Origin of the sequence: Faecalibacterium sp. I3-3-89 (assembly GCF_023347275.1) — a bacterium.
Lineage (GTDB): Bacteria > Bacillota > Clostridia > Oscillospirales > Ruminococcaceae > Faecalibacterium > Faecalibacterium butyricigenerans.
Map to the genome: position 1 here is coordinate 1907948 of NZ_CP094468.1, position 19700 is coordinate 1927647.

The 19700-nt window shown below is 60.8% G+C and carries 13 protein-coding genes; 7 read left to right on the plus strand and 6 right to left on the minus strand.

Going from position 1 to position 19700, the window contains the following annotated elements:
- Positions 1-2: 2 nt before the first annotated feature.
- Both MTP38_RS09165 and MTP38_RS09170 read right to left on the minus strand, forming a co-directional pair.
- The gene (locus tag MTP38_RS09165; RefSeq protein ID WP_249233377.1) at positions 3-2621 is read right to left on the minus strand and encodes a translation factor GTPase family protein; all 2619 of its coding nucleotides are present in this window, start codon (positions 2619-2621) and stop codon (positions 3-5) included.
- A gap of 11 nt (positions 2622-2632) precedes the next feature.
- Positions 2633-3052 (minus strand): hypothetical protein, encoded by a 420-nt coding sequence (locus tag MTP38_RS09170; protein WP_249233378.1) that lies wholly within the window; start codon positions 3050-3052, stop codon positions 2633-2635.
- A gap of 353 nt (positions 3053-3405) precedes the next feature.
- Here MTP38_RS09170 and MTP38_RS09175 point away from each other — a divergent pair, with 353 nt between their 5' ends.
- From MTP38_RS09175 to MTP38_RS09205, 7 genes are all read left to right on the plus strand, one after another.
- Positions 3406-5433 carry a peptide ABC transporter substrate-binding protein gene (locus MTP38_RS09175; RefSeq protein ID WP_249233379.1) on the plus strand — a complete coding sequence of 676 codons (2028 nt, stop codon included), beginning with the start codon at positions 3406-3408 and terminating at the stop codon, positions 5431-5433.
- 312 nt (positions 5434-5745) lie between these two features.
- Positions 5746-7773 carry a peptide ABC transporter substrate-binding protein gene (locus tag MTP38_RS09180; protein ID WP_249233380.1) on the plus strand — a complete coding sequence of 676 codons (2028 nt, stop codon included), beginning with the start codon at positions 5746-5748 and terminating at the stop codon, positions 7771-7773.
- 429 nt (positions 7774-8202) lie between these two features.
- Positions 8203-10230 (plus strand): ABC transporter substrate-binding protein, encoded by a 2028-nt coding sequence (locus MTP38_RS09185; RefSeq protein ID WP_249233381.1) that lies wholly within the window; start codon positions 8203-8205, stop codon positions 10228-10230.
- 27 nt (positions 10231-10257) lie between these two features.
- Positions 10258-11208 (plus strand): ABC transporter permease, encoded by a 951-nt coding sequence (locus MTP38_RS09190; protein ID WP_227620303.1) that lies wholly within the window; start codon positions 10258-10260, stop codon positions 11206-11208.
- On the plus strand, positions 11208-12149 hold the full coding sequence (locus MTP38_RS09195) for an ABC transporter permease (RefSeq protein ID WP_227620267.1): 942 nt from the start codon (positions 11208-11210) through the stop codon (positions 12147-12149). Before MTP38_RS09190 ends, MTP38_RS09195 begins: the two co-directional genes overlap by 1 nt.
- A 24-nt stretch (positions 12150-12173) precedes the next feature.
- Positions 12174-13229 carry an ABC transporter ATP-binding protein gene (locus MTP38_RS09200; protein WP_255668054.1) on the plus strand — a complete coding sequence of 352 codons (1056 nt, stop codon included), beginning with the start codon at positions 12174-12176 and terminating at the stop codon, positions 13227-13229.
- On the plus strand, positions 13222-14163 hold the full coding sequence (locus MTP38_RS09205) for an ATP-binding cassette domain-containing protein (protein WP_227620266.1): 942 nt from the start codon (positions 13222-13224) through the stop codon (positions 14161-14163). Before MTP38_RS09200 ends, MTP38_RS09205 begins: the two co-directional genes overlap by 8 nt.
- 133 nt (positions 14164-14296) lie before the next feature.
- Here MTP38_RS09205 and MTP38_RS09210 read toward each other — a convergent pair whose 3' ends face one another.
- From MTP38_RS09210 to MTP38_RS09225, 4 genes are all read right to left on the minus strand, one after another.
- The gene (locus MTP38_RS09210; RefSeq protein ID WP_249233382.1) at positions 14297-15235 is read right to left on the minus strand and encodes a CinA family protein; all 939 of its coding nucleotides are present in this window, start codon (positions 15233-15235) and stop codon (positions 14297-14299) included.
- Positions 15236-15252: 17 nt separating this feature from the next.
- The gene (locus tag MTP38_RS09215) at positions 15253-16578 is read right to left on the minus strand and encodes a competence/damage-inducible protein A (RefSeq protein WP_249233383.1); all 1326 of its coding nucleotides are present in this window, start codon (positions 16576-16578) and stop codon (positions 15253-15255) included.
- A 3-nt stretch (positions 16579-16581) separates the two neighbouring features.
- Positions 16582-17781, minus strand: a complete 1200-nt coding sequence (thiI, locus tag MTP38_RS09220; protein WP_249233384.1) for a tRNA uracil 4-sulfurtransferase ThiI — start codon at positions 17779-17781, stop codon at positions 16582-16584.
- A gap of 157 nt (positions 17782-17938) precedes the next feature.
- Positions 17939-19090, minus strand: a complete 1152-nt coding sequence (locus MTP38_RS09225) for a cysteine desulfurase family protein (RefSeq protein ID WP_249233385.1) — start codon at positions 19088-19090, stop codon at positions 17939-17941.
- Between the last annotated feature and the right edge of the window lie 610 nt (positions 19091-19700).

The following is a 19700-nucleotide window of genomic DNA, read 5'->3' on the forward strand; positions in this document are numbered from 1 at the left end:
GCTCACGCCTCCCCCTGAATGTAGCGCTTGATCTCTTTTTCTACGTCCTGCACCTCTTGGTGGAACATCCGGGCCGAGACGCGGAGCGCACCGTGGCCCAGAATGATGACCTGCTCCATACCGTCGGAGGTCGCCACCCGCACCCGGCGGTTCCTGCCGATCTCATGGGTAACGCGCTCGATGAACATATCCGCCGTCTCGGCCTCTTTCGTATAGACGACATGGATGTTGTGATACTCCTCGATGCTGCCGGGGCTGCCCGGTACGCGGTAGGCGTCAAAGACGAGGATGAGGACGCACTTCTTGAAGCCCTGATAGTTGCAAAGAATGTCCATCAGCCGGTGGCGGGCGGCGTCGAGGCTCTCCTTGGCGAGTGCATTCAGCTCGTCCCACGCGAAGATGATGTTGTAGCCGTCCACCAGCAGGTATTCCGGCGCGATCTCCCACTGTTCGGCGGCAAAATCGGGCCGCTCCTTCTTCTGCACCGGGCGAAACGCCGCCAGCGGATCCCGCTTGATGGGGCCATAGGTGCGCTCGAAGATCTTCAGCAGCTCGGCGTCCTCTTCCAGCGTGGCACGGTACGCGGCCATCCGGCGGGGCCGGGCGGCGCTCTCTTCTGCCGTCGGGGCGGTGTGGCCCCAGCCGCTGTCCACGTGCATATGGCTGCGCACCTGTTCCCACGGCACGACGAAGCCCGCGCCGTGGGAGCAGAAGACCGAATCGGCGGGGTTGTCCAAGTCGTGCTCCGGCTCATAGCCCGCCGCCGCGATGACCTCCGCCGCATTGTGGCAGGGGCGGTAGCCGTCCAGCGTCAGGCTCAGATGTCCCCGGCCCCGGCTGTAGCTCACCACCTCCATCGGGTAGCTGCGCATGGCTGCCACCGGCGCAAAGCCGGTGAGAGTGGCCGTCTGGCCGTCGGGGGCGGTCTCGGGCGGGTCGAAGCTGCCCTCCATCCGCTGGATGTCGCTCATGGCCCGGCCAATGTTCTCCGCAGGCACTTCCAGCCGGAAGGAATACCACGGCTCGAGGAGCTGGGTCTTTTTGATCTGGTCTGCCATCATCAGGCCCTGCCGCACGGCGCGGTAGGTGGCCTGACGGAAGTCGCCGCCCTCGGTGTGCTTGAGGTGGGCGCGGCCCGCGATAAGGGTGATCTTCATGTCCGTCAGCGGTGCGCCCATGAGGACGCCGACATGCTGCTTTTCTTCCAGATGCGTCAGCACGAGGCGCTGCCAGTTCTTGTCCAGCTCCTCTTCCCGGCAGTCGGCGGCAAACTGCATCCCGCTGCCCCGGGGCAGCGGCTCCAGCTTCAGATGGACCTCGGCGTAGTGGCGCAGCGGCTCATAATGGCCCACGCCCTCGATGGCCTCCGTTATCGTTTCCTTATATAGTATGCCGCCGGAATCGAATTCCACGTCCAGCCCATACCGCTCCGCCAACAGGCTTTTCAGTACCTCGAGCTGGATCTCGCCCATGAGCTGGACGTGGATCTCGCCCAGCGTCTCGTTCCAGACGACGTGGAGCTGCGGCTCTTCCTCTTCCAGACGGTGGAGCCTGCCCAGCGCGGCATGGACGTCCGCGCCCTCGGGCAGGCAGACCCGGTAGCTCAGCACCGGTTCCAGCACCGGGAGGTCGCTGTCCCGCTCGGCGCCGAGGCCGGTGCCGGGGCGGGCCTTGGTCAGGCCGGTGACGGCGCAGACCTGTCCCGGCCCGATGGCCTCTGCCAGCGTATACTTTGCACCCGAATAGAGCCGCAGCTGGTTGGCCTTTTCGGCCCAAGGCTCTCCGTCCGCTTCGCCGGTGAGCTGGGCCTTGACCTTCAGCTCCCCGCCCGTGACCCGCAGCCACGTCAGCCGCTCGCCCCGCTCATCCTGCGAGACCTTGAACACCCGGGCACCAAAGGCTTCCAGCGCCGGGGCGGCACGGGTGTATCTGTCAAGCCCCTCCAGCAGCTCATCCACGCCCTGCAATCCGCCTGCGTTCTCCCGCTGAAGGGCCACGCCGAACCAGCAGGGAAAGACGTGCCGCCGGGCGATGGCGGGGATGATGTCCTCCGCCGTCAGGCCGCCTGCGTCCAGCATCGTCTCCATCAGGCGCTCGTCGCAGAGGGCCAGTGCCTCGTCCCGTTCGGCCTGCGGGGCACCGAAGTCCACGAAGCCCTCGCCCAGACGGCGGGAAAGCTGCCCCAGAAGGGCTTCTTTCCCCGGTCCGGGCAGGTCCATCTTGTTGATAAAGACGAAGGTGGGGATATGATACCGCCGCAGCAGACGCCAGAGGGTCTCGGTGTGGCTCTGGACGCCGTCGGTGCCGCTGACGACCAGCACCGCGTAGTCCAGCACCTGCAGCGTCCGCTCTGTCTCGGTGGAAAAATCCACATGGCCGGGGGTGTCCAGCAGGGTGATGCCGGTGCGGCCCGTCTTCAGCAGGGCCTGCTTGGAAAAGATCGTGATGCCCCGCGCTTTTTCCAGCGTATCGGTGTCGAGGAAGGCATCCTTGTTGTCCACCCGGCCCAGCCTGCGGATGCTGCCCGCACGGTAGAGCATTGCTTCGGAGAGAGTGGTCTTGCCGGAGTCTACATGGGCGAGGATGCCCACCACCAGCTGTTTTTCGCTTTTTTCCGCCATGTCTTCCGCCCTCACACTGCGCCTGCGATGAGGCTGATGATGAGCAGCGCTGCGCCCAAGAGCAAATTCGAAAGCATACTGCAATAGATGCGTTCCTCCGGCTCCAACTCCTCGAAGGAGACGATGCGCTCGTCCGCAAAGTCCACGATGGACTTGGTGGCGTGGAGCTTCTTCTTTTTGCCCATGTCCTTGAACTCCTCGCCCAGATGGTGGACGGTCACGCCGTCCAGACGGAGGTAATTCACCCACGCCCACGCCAGCAGCACGACGCCCAGCAGCAGGGCCGGGGCCTGCCACATCGTGAATCTGCCGTCGCTGACGTAGCGGTCCCACAGCAGCATCAGGACGGCCACGACCGACACCCGGGTGACGGATTTATACAGAACGGGGCGGAACATATATTTTTGATACATCGAGATCAGCTTTTTCATCCAAGGACGCTCCTTTTATAGAAGTAACATTCTTTTTTATTGTAGCATGATTTTGTGAAAAAAGATAGCCGCTTTGCGTTTTCCAACTTTCGTTGTATCCATCTTTCGTCCTGCAAAAGTACGACTTCTTTTCATTCTTTACCGTTTTTTTGCCGTCATTTTTCAGAGAAAAGCATCCGTTACTATTTTGTTTTTATTTTAGGGCTGTATGTCATTGACTTCTTTTGCCCACAATGTTAGAATACGAAAGGTGCGGCCCCGGGCGCTTTGTGCGTTTTGGCACCCGGAGCGCGCCGTTTTTTGCATTTAGGATAGGAAAAAAGGAAAACAATATCTCGGAGGAGCGTATCTCAATGAACATCGATTTTGAGTCCCGCAACATCACCCGCCGCAGCTTCCTGAAGGGCGCCGGCGTCGTGGGTGCCGCCGGCCTGCTGTCCGCCTGCGGCGGCAGCAAGTCCAACAACTCCGGCAGCACGGCTGCTTCCGGCGTGGAGGCCCCCAACTCCACCGGTGCCACCCCCCTCAAGGAGTACATTTCCTGGGAGTCTGCCAACCGTGAAATCGAGAGCTGGAATCTGCTGTACAGCCAGACCCTCAGCGACGCCAACGTCGTCACCAACCTGTGGGACGGCCTGATGAGCTTCGACTGCTACGGCAAGCTGGTGCCCGCCATCGCCACCAGCTGGGAGGCCAACGAGGACTCCACCGTCTGGACCTTCCACCTGCGCGACGATGTGGACTGGGTGGACTGCAACGGCGAGGTGAAGGAGCACATCACCGCCACCGATTTTCTGGTCGGTCTGGAGTGGGTGCTGAACGCCTCCAAGAACGAGGCCAACAACACCTCCATGCCCACCCTGTACATCGTGGGCGCTGAGGAGTACTACGAGAAGACCAAGGATATGGGCGCTGCCGCCGCCGACCTGCACTATCAGGATATGCTGGACGCAGGCGTGGGCATCGAGGCTCCCGACGACTACACTCTGGTGTTCACCTGCAAGGATCCCTGCCCCTACTTTGACACCGTGGCCTCCTACACCAGCTTCTACCCCGCCTCTCAGGCGCTGATCGACGAGCTGGGTATCGAGACCTTCCGCGGCTGCGACAACACCAATATGTGGTACTGCGGCCCCTACATCGTCGAGGAGTATATTCAGGGCAACACCAAGAGCTATATCCCCAACCCCCACTACTACGATGCTGCCAACGTCAGCCGCTTCGAGCGTCTGACCGTGACCATGATCTCCGATCAGGCCATCGCATTCCAGCTCTACCAGAACCGCGAGCTGGACGAGATCGACCTGAACGAGAGCACCATCACCACCATCACCTCCGACCCCAACAACGAATACAACAGCCAGCTCTGTGAGAAGCGCGCCCGCCCCTCTGCCTACGCCATGCACTTCAACTACCAGAAGAACAACGCCGACGGCACCCCCGATGTGAACTGGAACAAGGCCATCGCCAACACCGCTTTCCGTCAGTGCTTCTACCGCGGCCTGAACCTGAAGGCATGGTTCTCCCGCTACAACAAGATCAACCCCCTGAAGTGCGAGAACGACTACTACACCATGAAGGGCCTGTGCTACAACACGCAGGGCGCTGAGTACACCACTCTGGTGGCCAAGGAGATGGGCTTCGACACCGAGAAGTACGATGGCGAGACCATGATCCGCCTGCGTGCCAACGGCGGCGACATCTCTGCCCTGAAGAAGCAGGCCATGGAGGAGCTGAGCGCCATCGGCGTCACCTTCCCCGTCAAGGCCACCTACTTCATCATCGCCAGCAGCACCTCCGCACTGGACAACGCCACCATCCTGAAGCAGTGCTTCTCCGACAGCTTCGGCGACGACTTCATCAAGCTGGACGTCCAGACCTACGTTTCCAGCCTGACGCAGGAGGTCCGCACTCCTCAGCTCCAGAGCTTTGTCATCAACGGCTGGAGCGCCGACTTCGGCGACCCCATCAACTTCCTCGGTCAGGAGACCCTCCACGACGACAACGCTTTCTACTCTCACTACTACTCCAACATCGCCCGGGTGGCTGAGGCTCCTGCCGACTACCAGAAAGACCTGATGGACGCTTTCGAGCAGTACACCGATCTGGTCAATGCCGCCAACGCCATCGTCAACGACACCGACGCCCGCTACGAGGCCTTCGCCAAGGCTGAGGCCTATATGCTGGAGAACGTGCTGGTCAGCCCCACCTATTATGACATCGCATGGTCCCTGACCCACGCCAACGAGTACAGCAAGATCAACGCCATGTACGGCGGCTGCAACTACAAGGCCGTCAACTGGGAGACCAGCGAAGAGGCCTACACCACCGTCCAGTACGAGCAGTTCGCCAAGGCATTCGATCAGGCTTCTCAGGGCTGATCCGGCGCGAAAAGTCATACAATTTCAGCTTTCACATGAAACATTTTCATTTTCATATGTCTGCTGAGTCAATAAGATTCAATCCGTACCAGAGTGGTTTTTCTTGACTTCCCGGCGATGGGATGATAGAATACTTGTAACCGATACGGATTCTGCAAAGGCGCAGAAACAGGTCATTAAAAATCTGTCTCTGCGCCCTTTTTGTACCCATTTTTACTCTGTGGGAGAGTAAACTGGCACTATTGGGATCACTATTGGGATAGAGAAACGGAGCGCGCAGAGCCGTACCAGCAATTACAGGAGGGAAAGAATATGTACCACGATTTTGAGTCTCACGCCATCACCCGCCGCAGCTTCCTCAAGGGCGCAGGCGCTGTGGGCGCAGCCGGTCTGCTGGCCGCCTGCGGCGGCAGCTCCTCTTCCAGCACTGCTGCCAGCGCCTCCTCTGCATCCTCCGGTGCAGCGGCCTCCGGCAAGGGCCTGAGCGAGCTGTTCACCTACGAGACCTCCGGCCGCGAGATCGAGAGCTGGAATATGCTCTACAGCCAGCAGGCCATCGACTTCAACGTCACCACCAACCTCATCGACGGCCTCATCGGCTTCGACAACTACGGCAAGCCCGTCCCCGCCATCGCCAAGAGCTGGGAGCACAACGAAGACTCCACCGTCTGGACCTTCCACCTGCGGGATGACGTGGACTGGGTGGACATCAACGGCGAGGTGCAGGATCATCTGACCAGCAAGGACTTCCTCACCGGCTTCGAGTGGGTGCTGAACGCCAAGAAGAATCAGGCCTCCAACACCTCCATGCCCTCCACCACCGTCGTGGGCGCAGCCGACTACTATGACAAGACCTATGCGATGGACGACGCAGCCGCCGCGGCCCTGACCTACGACGATATGCTGGCCGCAGGCGTCGGCATCGATGCACCGGACGACTACACCGTCGTCTTTACCTGCCTGAACCCCTGCCCCTACTTCGACACCGTGGCTTCCTACGTCTGCTGCTACCCGGCCCCTCCGGCTCTGGTGGAAAAGCTGGGCGTCGAGGGCTTCCGCGGCGTGGACTACACCCAGCAGTGGTGCTGCGGCCCCTACCTCATCGAGGAATTTGTGGCCGACAACTCCAAGCGCTTCATTCCGAACCCCCACTATTATGCGGCAGACGAGTGCACCCGCTTCGAGCGCGTGTCCCTGAGCATGATCACCGACCTGACCGTGGGCTACCAGCTGTACCAGAACCGCGAGCTGGACGAGCTGGAGCTGAGCGAGAGCACCCTGACCACCATCACCTCCGACAGCTCCAACGCCTACAATGACCAGCTCTGCGAGAAGCGCCCCACCAAGTACGCCTACGACTTCCACTTCAACTTCAACTGCCTCAACTCCGACGGCACCCCCAACGAGAACTGGAACAAGGCCGTGGCCAACCGGGCGTTCCGCCGCTGCTTCCAAGAGGGCCTGAACCTCATCCCCTACTACGCACGCTTCAACAAGATCAACCCCCTCAAGTGCGAAAACAGCTTCTACACCATGAAGGGCGTCTGCTATAACTCCAAAGGCACCGACTACGTTGATCTGGTGGCCAAGGAGCTGGGCATCGACGGCGAGAAGTACGACGGCGAGACCATGATCCACCTGCGCAAGTCCACCGCCGACTCCATCGCCGCCCTCAAGAAGCAGGCCATGGACGAGCTTTCCGCCGTCGGCGTCACCTTCCCGGTGAAAGTCCCCTTCTTCTTCGTGGCCGGCAACACCGTCCAGCAGGACAACGCCACCGTCCTCAAGCAGTGCTTCACCGATAGCTTCGGCGACGACTTCATCCAGCTGGAGCTTGGCACCTACGTCTCCAGCCTTGCCAAGGAGGTCCGCATCCCCAAGCTGCACGGCTTCGTCATCAACGGCTGGGGCGCAGACTTCGGCGACCCCATCAACTTCCTCGGTCAGGAGATCCTGCATGACTCCAACGCCTACTATGCCGTCAACTACTCCAACATCCCCCTCGTGGCGGAGAACCCCGCCGACTACCAGAAGGAGCTGGTAGAGGAGTTCGAGCAGTTCACCGACCTCGTCAACGCCGCCAACGCCATCGTGGACGACACCGATGCCCGCTACGAGGCCTTCGCAAAGGCCGAGGCCTACATGATCAACAACTCGCTGGCTGTCCCCTGCTACTACGACGTCCACTGGTGCCTCACCCATGTCAACGAGTACACCAAGATCAACGCCATGTTCGGCCCCTGCAACTACAAGTACATCAACTGGGAGACCAGCGAGGACGCCTACACCACGGCCCAGTACGAGGAGTTCGCCAAGGCATTCGACGCAGCAAAAGCTTAACTTTTTCTGAACTTTTTCCCCGCCGGGATCTCCTGTCCCCGGCCTATATCCCACACAGCGGGAGCTGTTCTCATCTCGAGAACAGCTCCCGCTGTTTTGTTTTTTGGCCGCTTTGTCTTATTTTCGTCACCCTTCATTGCGGTAAAGTAAATTTATTTCATGCATGTACGGCGTATTCCTTTCTTTTAGAAGAAAAAGCGATTTCCATTCCATTGACAACCATTTATTTCGATGGTACAATATATGTCGTGTTAAGGATTTTACGGGAGGAGCACAGGCACAGACAGAGGGGTCTGTTTCTGCGCTCTTTTGTATTCTCTGGCAATACAGGGAGGGCAGATGATCTCGTAAAAGAGTGGGAAATCGGCAGGGCACTGTACCCTGCGCCATAGAGCCGAGACACGAAAGAATAATTGGGAGGAAAACACAATGAACGCAAATTTTGAGTCTCATTCCATCAGCCGCCGCAGCTTCCTCAAGGCTTCCGGCGTCGTGGGCGCTGCAAGCATCCTGGCCGCTTGCGGTGGTTCTTCCAGCAGCACTGCTGCCAGCACCTCCGGTGCTGCCTCCGGCGCAGCCGCACCCGCAGCCGACGCCATCACCGATTACGTCTCCTTCGAGACCGCTAACCGTGAGCTGGAGACTTGGAACTTCCTGTACAGCCAGTCCGCTTCCGACCTGAACGTCACCACCAACTGCTGGGACGGTCTGCTGAGCTTCGACTGCTACGGCAAGGCAGTCCCCGCCATCGCATCCAGCTGGGAGCACAACGAGGACTCCACCGTCTGGACCTTCCACCTGCGCGACAATGTCGATTGGTGCGACGTCAACGGCGAGGTCAAGTCTCACCTGACCTCCAAGGACTTCCTCGTGGGCTTCGAGTGGGTCCTGAACGCCCTCAAGAACGAGGCCTTCAACACCTCCATGCCCTCTGAGACCGTCGTGGGCGCTGCTGAGTACTACGACCTGACCAAGGACAAGGGCGACGCTGCTGCTGACATGACCTACGAGGATATGCTGGCTGCCGGTGTCGGCGTCGAGGCACCGGACGACTACACTCTGGTCTTTACCTGCAAGGACCCCTGCCCCTACTTCGACACTGTCGCTGCCTATAACAGCTTCTACCCCGCCTCTGAGGACCTCATCAATGAGCTGGGCATCGATGGCTTCCGTGCCTGCGATTACTCCACCATGTGGTACAATGGTCCGTACCTCATCGAGGAGTACATCCAGCAGAACACCAAGAGCTTCATCCCCAACCCCAACTACTACGCTGCAAACGACTGCACCCGTTTCGAGCATCACACCATCACCATGATCCCCGACCTGTCCATGGGCCTGCAGCTGTACGAGAACGGCGAAGTCGATAACATCGACCTGACCGAGTCCAACCTGACCACCATCACCTCTGACTCCAACAACGAGCACAACAAGTTCCTGTGCGAGAAGCGCCCCACCAAGTACAGCTTCCAGATGCACCTGAACTTCCAGCGCAAGGATGAGAACGGCAATCTGGACGAGAACTGGAACAAGGCTGTTTCCAACCGCGCGTTCCGTCAGTGCTTCTACAAGGGCATCGACTTCACCAACTACTACGCCCGCACCAACAAGATCAACCCCCTGAAGTGCGAGAACGACTACTACACCATGCCCGGTGTCTGCTACAACACCAAGGGTGAGGAGTACACCACTCTGGTCGCCAAGGAGATGGGCTTCGACGGTCAGGCTTACGACGGCAAGACCATGATCCGCCACCGCGACAACGGCGGCGACATCGCCGACCTGAAGAAGCAGGCCATGGAAGAGCTGAGCGCCATCGGCGTCACCTTCCCCGTCCACTGCTACCACTACATCAAGAGCGGCGACACCACTGCTCTGGATACCGCCACCGTTCTGAAGCAGTGCTTCTCCGAGAGCTTCGGCGATGACTTCGTCGTGCTGGACATCGGCACCTACGTCTCTTCCCTCTACAAGGAAGTCCGTAACGTCCAGCTGCACTCCATCCTGCAGAACGGCTGGGGCGCTGACTTCGGCGATCCCGTCAACTTCCTCGGTCAGGAAGTCCTGAGCGACGACAACGCTTACTACGCTCAGACCACCTCTTGGATCGCAGCCGTCGAGGCCGACCCGAAGGATTACCAGAAGGATCTGCTGGCAGATTATCAGGAGTTCACCGATCTGGTCACTGAGGCAAAGGCTATTGTCACCGATACCGATGCACGCTATGCCGCATTCGCAAAGGCTGAGGCTTCCATGCTGAACAACGCACTGTGCATCCCCTGCCTGTACGAGGTTCTCTGGTGCCTGACCCATGTCAACGAGTACACCAAGATCAACGCCATGTACGGTCCCTGCAACTACAAGGCCGTCAACTGGGAGACCCGTCAGGGCGACGGCTACACCACCGAGGAGTACGAGGCTTTCTCCGCTGCATTCGATGCAGCAACCAAAGCCTGATGATTATTTTATAAAGGTTTGGTTATCATGTTAAAATACACCGTCAAGCGGCTGGCTCAGTCGCTCGTCACGATCTTATTGATCGCAACCATCGTCTTTCTGCTGATGCGCTGCCTGCCTACGGACTACTACTTCACGGAAGAACAGCTCATGAAGTTTACCGAAGAGCAGAAATACGCCGCACTGGAAGCCGCCGGTCTGACCGACCCCATCGGCACCCAGCTGCTGCACTTCTACAACGACCTGCTCCATCTGGACTTCGGCACGTCCCGCCGCATCCAGAACGGTGCCTCCGTCGTGAAGGTCATCGGCAAGAAGTTCGGCGTCTCCATGCGCCTCGGCCTGATCTCTGCCGGCATCTCGCTGGTGGTGGGCGTTCTGCTGGGCATCCTGCAGACCGCCTTCAAGGACAAGGTCTTTGACTGGATCGGCACTGCCTACACCGTTTTCGTCAACGCGGTGCCCTCTCTGGTCTCCTATTCGCTGGTGCTGGTGTTCGGCTCCAAGTATCTGGGCTTCCCCACGCTGTACTCGACCCGCAACGTCGGCCCGTCCAGCGTGCTGCCCATCGTCTGCCTGTCGCTGGCTTCCATCGCAGGCTATGCCCTGTGGACCCGCCGCTACATGGTGGATGAGCTGACCCGCGACTATATCAAGCTGGCCCGCGTCAAGGGCCTCAGCTCCAGCGAGATCATGTTCAAGCACGTCCTGCGCAACGCCATGGTCCCCATGGTGCAGTATATCCCCCAGTCCATCCTGCTGACGGTGGGCGGCTCTCTGCTGATGGAGCGGTTCTTCTCCGTCCCCGGCATGGGCCCCCTGCTGACCGACGCCATCCAGCGCTATGACCTGAACGTCGTGCAGACGCTGGTCATCCTCTACGCTGTACTGGGCATCGTGGGTGTTTTTATGGGCGACGTGCTGATGATGCTCGTTGACCCGCGCATTACTCTGACCGGAAAGGAGGCCGCACGCTGATGGCAAAAGCATCGGATTTTGAGGGCAAGAAGCAGGACGAACTGTTCTACTTCGTCGAGTACTCTCCGGAGGAAGCCGAGCGTGTCGGCTACTCCAACTACAGCTACTGGGGTTCTGTCGTCCAGAACTTCCTCAAGCACAAGGCTGCTGTCGTCTGCCTGTTCCTGTTCCTGTTCCTCGTGGTCTTCTCCTTCATCGCACTGGCCATCGGCAAGTACGATTATCAGACGCTGGTGACGGATTCCTCTCTGGCGTTCCAGAAGCCCAACGGTGAATACTGGTTCGGCACCGACAACCTCGGCCGCGACTACTGGTGTCAGGTGTGGTACGCCACGCAGGTGTCCATCCGTCTGGCCCTCATCGTCGCCGTGGGCGAGAGCATCCTCGGCGTCATCATCGGCCTGATCTGGGGCTATGTCCGTGAGCTGGACCGCTTCTTCACGGAGCTGTACAACCTCATCGACAATGTGCCCTACATCATCTACATGACCCTGATCGCACTGGTCGTCGGCCAGAGCTTCACCATCATGGCCGTCTCGATGATCGCCATCGGCTGGCTGGTCATGGCCCGCCGCGTTCGCAACATGGTGTTCATGTTCCGCGACCGCGAGTACAACCTCGCGTCCCGCTGCCTTGGCACCCCGCTGTGGCGCGTCCTGACCAAGAACATCCTGCCGTATCTGGTCTCCGTCATCATCCTGCGCATGGCGCTGAGCATCCCCGCCACCATCAACCTCGAGTCCACCCTGTCCTATCTGGGCATCGGTCTGGGCATCGAGACCCCGTCGCTGGGCCTCATCCTGAGCAAGGTGCGCGGCTTCTTCCTCGACTACCCCTACCTGCTGGTCTTCCCCGCATCCATCGTGTCCATCATCTCCATTTCCTTCTATATCATGGGCAACGCTTTCTCGGATGCTGCTGACCCGCGCAACCACGTTTAACAGATGGGAGAGAAAATCACAAAAATGGATAGACAACCGATCATCTCTGCCAAAGACGTGGAGATCACCTTTAGCCTGCGCGGCAAAAAGCTGAACGCGATCCGCAAGTGCTCGCTGGACCTGTACGACGGCGAGACACTGGCCATCGTGGGCGAGTCCGGCTCGGGCAAGTCCGTATTCACCAAGACCTTCGTGGGTATGCTGGATGTCAACGGTAAGATCACCGGCGGCTCCATCCTGTACGAGGGCCGCGACATGACCAAGTTCACCGAGAAGGACTGGCTGGGCGTGCGCGGCAAGAAGATCGCCATGGTCATGCAGGACCCGATGACCAGCCTGAACCCGCTGAAGAAAATCGGCAAGCAGATCCAGGAGAGCATCGAGCACCATCAGGGCCTGAAGGGCGAGGCCGCCAAGAAGGCCGCCATCGAGATGCTGGCCAAGGTCGGCATCCCCGACCCGGAGCGCCGCTACGAGCAGTATCCTCATGAGTTCTCCGGCGGTATGCGTCAGCGCGTGGTCATCGCCATCGCTGCTGCCTGCCGTCCGCAGGTGCTCATCTGCGACGAGCCGACCACCGCTCTGGACGTGACCATTCAGGCACAGATCCTGCAGCTCATCCGCGACCTGCAGAAAGAGCTGGGCATGTCGGTCATCTACATCACCCATGACTTGGGTGTTGTGGCCAACGTGGCCGACCGCGTGGCCGTCATGTACGCCGGCCAGATCGTCGAGTACGGCACCGTGGAGGAGATCTTCTACGATGCATGGCATCCCTACACTTGGGCGCTGCTGCAGGCTCTGCCTCAGCTGGGCACCAAGGGCGAGGCTCTGCCCACCATCGACGGCACGCCGCCGAACCTGTTCAATGAGATCAAGGGTGACGCATTTGCGCCCCGCAACAAGCACGCGCTGGCTATCGACTTCGTGGCAGAACCTCCGTTCTTTCAGGTGTCCGAGACCCACGCGGCAAAGACTTGGTATCTGGACCCGCGCGCTCCCAAGATCGAGCGTCCGCACTCCATCCAGAACCTGCGTGAAAAAATGGGAAAGATGGGAGGTTCCAACTTAAATGGCTGAACGCGAAAAGCTGATTGAGCTGAAAGACCTTCAGATCACCTTTGGCTCCGGCAAAAAGAAGTTCGTGGCCGTGGACCACGTCAATTTTGACATCTACAAGGGCGAGACCTTCTCGCTGGTCGGCGAGTCCGGCTCCGGCAAGACCACCATTGGCCGTGCCATCTGCCGCATCAACCCGACCTCGGGCGGCGACATCTTCTTCAAGGGCCAGAAGATCAACGGCAAGATCCCCAAGGAGCTGGACCGCGAGGTCATCCGCAAGGTGCAGATGATCTTTCAGGACCCCATGGCCTCTCTGAACGAGCGCGCCAAGGTCGAGTACATCGTGGCGGAGGGTCTGCTGAACCACCACCTGTACAAAGATCAGGATGACCTGCACGAAAAGGTCATGAACGCTCTGCACGAGGTCGGTCTGCTACCGGAGTTTGCCTCCCGCTTCCCCCATGAGTTCTCGGGCGGCCAGCGCCAGCGCATCGGCATCGCCCGTGCGCTGGTCATGGAGCCGGAGTTCATCGTGGCCGACGAGCCGATCTCCGCACTGGACGTCTCCATCCGTGCACAGGTGCTGAACCTGCTGAACAGCATGAAGAAGTCCCGCGGTCTGACTTACCTGTTCATCGCGCACGACCTGTCGGTCGTCCGGTTCATCTCCGACCGCATCGCCGTCATCAGCAAGGGCCGCATCGTGGAGCTTGCAGAGGCTGAAGAGCTGTTCCTCCATCCCCTGCACCCCTACACCAAGGCTCTGCTGAGCGCCGTCCCCATCCCCGACCCGGGTCTGGAAAAGAAGAAGAAGCTTCTGGTCTACGACCCCTCCTGCCACGATTACAGCGTGGACAAGCCGGTCTGGGAAGAGATCGCAAACGGCCACTTCGTCTATGGCAACCAGAAGGAGCTGGAAGGCTACCGCAAGGAATACCAGAGCCAGCTCTAAGCACGGTCACTTGACTGTATTTTAACACAAATGCCCCGCCGCATTGGGAATCTCCCTTTTGCGGCGGGGTTTTGTGCTGTAGAAAAACGAGGCCGCCTCCCGACTCTGCGCCGGGAAGCGGCCTCCTTGTGTTTTATATCAGTCTTGCACCGGGCTTCGGCTCGTGGGCCTGCCAGAGAGTGATCCACTCGGGCAGGCGCAGGGCCTTCAGCCGCTCCGGGAGGGCGGCAAGGTCGCCGCCGGTGAGATACCACCCACCGCCCAGAGCCGCCAGCGCCAGCAGCAAGAGCACTGCCAACAGGACGCGGAGGGGATGCTTCTTCTTTTGTGGCCGGGGCTTGGCCCCGCCCTGCGGCGGGGTTTCGGCGTGGTTCTGGGCGGCCTGTCCGGCGGGGAGGAAGCCCGTCCCCTCTGCCTGCGGCAGACCGGCGGCGGCGCGGCGTATCATGTCCAGCAGCCAGAGCGCGGCGTTGTCCGCTGCGGGGACCGTGCGGAGCCAGCAGCCCTTTTTCGCACTGAGCACCAGAACATGGTCGCTCTCCCGCTCCGCACAGGCCACAGCCAGCTCTGTGCCCACGATGCGGCGGGCCGCCTGCGCCCGGGCAAGGGCCAGACGGACGGGTTCGGGCTTGTCCCCCTCCCCGCCGAGCTTGGCCCGGGCACGCTTTTCGATCTGGGGGCCGGTCTTGGCGTCGGCGTAGCTCATGGTGCCGAAGTCGTAGACCTTCTCCGCGCCGGGCACCTTCTCGAGCCGGGCTTCCAGCAGAGCGCCAGCGGCGGCATCGCCGCAGGCCAGCAGGCGGTCATGGGCTTCCAGCGCCTGCACGGCGGCTGCCGCCAGACTGGTATCCCCTGCCCCATACACATCTGCACCGAAGCTGCTGCGCAGGCTCTGGGCCGCTTTCTTCAGCCCAGAGGGCGTGTCTGCATGGACAGCCAGCAGCGTCTCTGCGCCCCGGCACTTCCACTGGGCCTCTGCCCTCCACTGGGGCGCAAACCGCGCCACCGCAGCTGCCAGCCGTCCCTGCGGCGCACCGTACAGGCGCAGCACACAGCGGGTCTCCTCTGCCAAATCCCATCAACCCCTTATTATGATGTTTCCCGGACGAAAGCCCTGTCCAGCGCGGCCAGCGCCGCGTCGTCCGACTGCCGGGCGGCGGTGAGGGCCTGCGTCCCTTCGGGGATCTTGCCCTGCGCCAGACGCAGCCCCATCTCCAGTGCCGCCTGTGCGGCCCGGGCACGCACCAGCGCACGGTCGGGCCGGGAGACGAAGAGCTTTTTGACATAGGCCACGCCATCCCGGGCAGCGCCGAGATAGACGGTGCCCACAGGGCGGACCTCATCGCCGCCGGTCGGGCCGGCCACGCCGGTGACGCTCAGGGCGATGTCGGCCCCCGAGGCCGCTGCCGCGCCCAGCGCCATCTGTGCCGCCACGGGAGCGGACACGACGTTGTATTTCCCGATGACCGCCGGGTCCACGCCCACGAGCTTGGTCTTGGCCTGCTCCCAGTAGGTCACGAAGCCATAGCCGAACACCTCGCTGGAACCGGACACGGAGGTCAGCCGCTGGGCGATGAGTCCGCCGGTGCAGCTCTCAGCGGTGGAGATGGTCAGACCCTTTTCCTTCAGGGTATCCACCACCGTCTCTTCCAGCCCGGCCACATCCTCATCATACACCGCATCGCCCAGCGTATCATAGAACTTTTTGGCATATGCGCGGCACATTTTTTCGCCGTCCTCGTCGGAGCGGGCGCGGGCCGTGATCCGGATCTCGCACTCGCCGGTCTTGCAGTAGATGGCGGCGGTGGGATTCGGGTTTTCCAGCAGGTCACGGACTCTATACTCGATGTCGCTCTCGCCGCCCAGCACCCGGAGGGTGACGGAGTGGAGGGTGCAGTTCTGGCGCTCCATCAGCAGGGGGCGGACGCTCTCAGTCCACATGGCTTTCATCTCGTGGGGCACGCCGGGCATGAGGACAGCACAGCGGCCATCCTGCTCGAACCATGCACCGGGCGCAGTCCCATGGTTGTTGATGATCTTATGGCCCTTGGCGGGCACCATCGCCTGCTTGCGGTTGTTGGGGGTCGTCTCGCGGCCGGTACGGGCAAAGTAGCCGGTGATCTTCTCCCACTCGGACGCATCGAAGACCAGCTCGTCGCCGAAGCAGGCGGCGACGGTCTCTTTGGTCAGGTCGTCCGCCGTGGGGCCGAGGCCGCCGGTGAAGACCAGCAGGTCGCAGCGGCTCTTGGCCTCGTTAACGAAGTCGGCCAGACGGTCATGGTTGTCGCCGATGGTGCTCTCCCGCTGGACGGTGATGCTCAAATCGGCCAGCTCCCGGCTGAGGTACTGCGCGTTGGTGTTGAGGATATTGCCGAGAAGAAGCTCGGTGCCCACACTGATGATCTCTGCTGTCATGGCTCAGCCCTCGAATTCCACGTCGTCGGTGATGCGCAGACGGATGCGCTCGGTGGCCTCGGCAGCTTCGGCTTCCAGCTGGGCCAGACCGGGCATCCCGGCCTCGGCCTCAAGGATCTCTTCCAGCTCGGGGCGGATCTTCGGGTGCGGCGGGGTGAAGATGGTGCAGCAGTCCTCGTAGGGCAGGATGCTCGTCTCAAAAGTATTGATGTGGCGGGCCGTCTCGACGATCTCGGTCTTATCCATGCCGATCAGGGGGCGGAGGATAGGCAGGTCCTGCGCGGCATCGGTGCACTGCAGGGCCTTGACGGTCTGGCTGGCCACCTGTGCAAGGCTCTCGCCGGTGACGAGGGCCTCACAGCCCTGCTTCTTGGCGATGATGTTGGCAATGCGCATCATGCTGCGGCGCATCAGGACGGTAAAGAGGACGTCCGGAGCGTTGTCGCGGATGTACTCCTGCGGCTTGGTGTAGGGCACCACAAAGAGGTTGGTGCTGCCGGTATAGGGGGTGATCCGCTGGGCCAGCGCCTTGACTTTCAGTTTTGCACGCTCCGAAGTATACGGAGGGGACGCAAAATGGATGTGGTCGAGGCCGAGACCGCGCTTTGCCATCCGGTACGCCGCCACCGGGCTGTCGATGCCGCCGGAGAGCATATTGAGGGCGCGGCCGGAGGTGCCCACCGGCAGGCCGCCCTCACCCTGTATTTTCGGGCCGTGGATATACGCACCGTAATCGCGGATCTCCACGATGACCTTGAACTGCGGGTTCTTGACGTCCACCCGCAGGTAGTTGTGCTTGCCCAGCAGGTAAGCACCCAGCTCCCGCATCAGCTCAGGGCTGGTCATGGGGAAAGTCTTGTCCGAGCGGCGGGCCTCCACCTTGAAGGTCTTGATGCCATGGAGACTGTCGCCCAGATAGTCCTCGGCGGTCTGGCAGATGGTGTCAAAGTCCTTCTCGCAGACCACGGCGCGGCTGAGCGCGGCGAGACCGAACACCTTGCTCACCCGCTCAAAGGCGAGGTCCATGTCGATGTCGTCCTCCTCCGGCTCCATGTAGAAGGTGGACTGGGTGCAGTAGACGCGGAACTTGCCCACCGTCTTGAGGCGGTAGCGCAGGATCTTCATCATCGTCGATTCGAACTGGTTGCGGTTGAGGCCCTTCAGGGACATCTCGCCCTGATAGCCCATAATGACTTCTCGCATAGTAGTTACTCCTGATATTATGTTGTGCGTTCGTCGGTGTTCCGGGAGTTTCTCCGAGGACCGTCCGCTGGGGTGGGACCCTGTTGCCGAAGGCAATAGGGCGGGCGATGGAATGGCCCGATTCGTGTCCGAGGAGAAAGCTCCCGGAACACGCCCCTTACTTTCTGATTTTCTGCAAATGCTTCATGCCGTCCTCAAAGCGCTCGAGGAAGGCATCCACGTCCTCCGGGGTGTTGTCGGCACAGAAGGACACTCGGATGGCCGTATCAATGGCCAGCGGGTCACGGCCCATCGCCGCCAGCGTGTGGCTGGGCTGTCCCCTGCCGCAGGCGCTGGCCGACGAGACATAGATCTGCTTCTCCGACAGCCACGCCAGCATGGTCTCGCTCTTGATGCAGTTCTCGCTGAAGTTCAGCACCTCAGGCACCGCCCCCGCCGGGCTGTTGATCTCCACCTCCGGGAAGATGGAAAGGCCGGCGCGCAGACGGTCGTTGAGGGCACGCATGGCCTTGTCGCGGCTCCGGATGCTGCCCGCAAGGCGGGTGGCTGCGGCGGCGAGGCCCATCGCGTAGGGCAGGTTCTCGGTGCCGGGGCGGAGGCCGCGCTCCTGCTCGCCGCCGAGGTAAGGCGGCTGGAACGCCTGCACCAGCCGGTCGCTCAGATAGAGGGCACCGACGCCCTTGGGCGCGTGGATCTTGTGGCCGCTGACCGCCATCGTGTCGATGTTGTCCAGCTTGATGGGCACCCGCATCCACGCCTGCACCGCGTCCACATGGACGATGGTGCGGCTGTTGCGGCGCTTGACCTCCGCGGCCAGACGCTCCACATCGTTGCGGGTGCCGATCTCGTTGTTGACCATCATACAGGCCACGAGGATGGTATTCTTGTCCACCGCTTCCAGCATCCTGCCCATGTCCAGCGTGCCGTCAGGCTGCGGGGCCACCACAGTGACATGATAGCCCTGCGCGGCCAGACGCTCCAGCGGGCGCTGGACGCTGGGGTGCTCGAAGCCCGACACCACGATGCCCTTGCCGAAGGTGCGGGTCTGGGCCGCGCCCAGAAGGGCCAGATTGTTGCCCTCGCTGCCGCAGGAGGTGAAGTACAGCTCCTTCGACTTGCAGCCCAGCGTGCGGGCCACAGCAGCGCGGGCCGCGTTCAGGGCCTCTTCGCTCCGCGCTCCCGGGGCGTAGAGGCTGGACGGATTGGCCCAGTGCTCCCGCATGGCCTTGTCTATCACGTCTGCCACCTCGGGAGCAACGATGGTGGTGGCGGCGTTGTCCAGATAATGCAGTTCTGGATTTTGCAGCATAATTTCATTCCTGCCTTTTGTGCATAAAATATCAGATTAAGTATACCACAAAGTTCCGCAGAACGCAAAATATTCGTGCAGCAAAAAAGGGGCCGCCCCCTTGCTGGGTATCCGTAAAACAGTTTTCGAAAAATGACACGGCAACTGCCTGTCAGGATTGGTTACGGAGTACCCGGCTAGGCCGAGGAAGCATCAAGTCCCATGTCCGCACCGTTAAGGTGTTGGGTATGGGGCTTTTTGCATTTCAGGAACGTATACACCTCTGGAAAGGTGTAACACACTAGACTTTGTACCAAAGTCGTGTGCCAAGGGTGCTGCGCCCCTTTGGAATCCCTGCTCACATCGCCTGTGGGCGATGTGGATTCGCCGGACAGAAAGCTCTCACAAAAGGCATACCCGGTTGTCTGCGGCGAGAAAAAGGCACTTCTGCGGAAGTGTAATAACCCACTATGACACTTTCATCCCTGCGGTCTGCAAAGTGTAGTGGGCTCTCCGAGGGGGAACGGCTGTATAGGGTGCGTTTCGAGCAAATCGCTGTGTACGTGCGTACGGGAGAAGTTGGTACGCACGTACGCAATAAAACGGCCAAGTTCTCCTATATAGGGGTGTT

Bases quoted from the DNA above. Each gene is read 5' to 3' on its own strand.
- MTP38_RS09165 (WP_249233377.1), bottom strand. From the start codon at position 2,621: ATGGCGGAAAAAAGCGAAAAACAGCTGGTGGTGGGCATCCTCGCCCAT.
- MTP38_RS09170 (WP_249233378.1), bottom strand. From the start codon at position 3,052: ATGAAAAAGCTGATCTCGATGTATCAAAAATATATGTTCCGCCCCGTT.
- MTP38_RS09175 (WP_249233379.1), top strand. From the start codon at position 3,406: ATGAACATCGATTTTGAGTCCCGCAACATCACCCGCCGCAGCTTCCTG.
- MTP38_RS09180 (WP_249233380.1), top strand. From the start codon at position 5,746: ATGTACCACGATTTTGAGTCTCACGCCATCACCCGCCGCAGCTTCCTC.
- MTP38_RS09185 (WP_249233381.1), top strand. From the start codon at position 8,203: ATGAACGCAAATTTTGAGTCTCATTCCATCAGCCGCCGCAGCTTCCTC.
- MTP38_RS09190 (WP_227620303.1), top strand. From the start codon at position 10,258: ATGTTAAAATACACCGTCAAGCGGCTGGCTCAGTCGCTCGTCACGATC.
- MTP38_RS09195 (WP_227620267.1), top strand. From the start codon at position 11,208: ATGGCAAAAGCATCGGATTTTGAGGGCAAGAAGCAGGACGAACTGTTC.
- MTP38_RS09200 (WP_255668054.1), top strand. From the start codon at position 12,174: ATGGATAGACAACCGATCATCTCTGCCAAAGACGTGGAGATCACCTTT.
- MTP38_RS09205 (WP_227620266.1), top strand. From the start codon at position 13,222: ATGGCTGAACGCGAAAAGCTGATTGAGCTGAAAGACCTTCAGATCACC.
- MTP38_RS09215 (WP_249233383.1), bottom strand. From the start codon at position 16,578: ATGACAGCAGAGATCATCAGTGTGGGCACCGAGCTTCTTCTCGGCAAT.
- thiI (WP_249233384.1), bottom strand. From the start codon at position 17,781: ATGCGAGAAGTCATTATGGGCTATCAGGGCGAGATGTCCCTGAAGGGC.
- MTP38_RS09225 (WP_249233385.1), bottom strand. From the start codon at position 19,090: ATGCTGCAAAATCCAGAACTGCATTATCTGGACAACGCCGCCACCACC.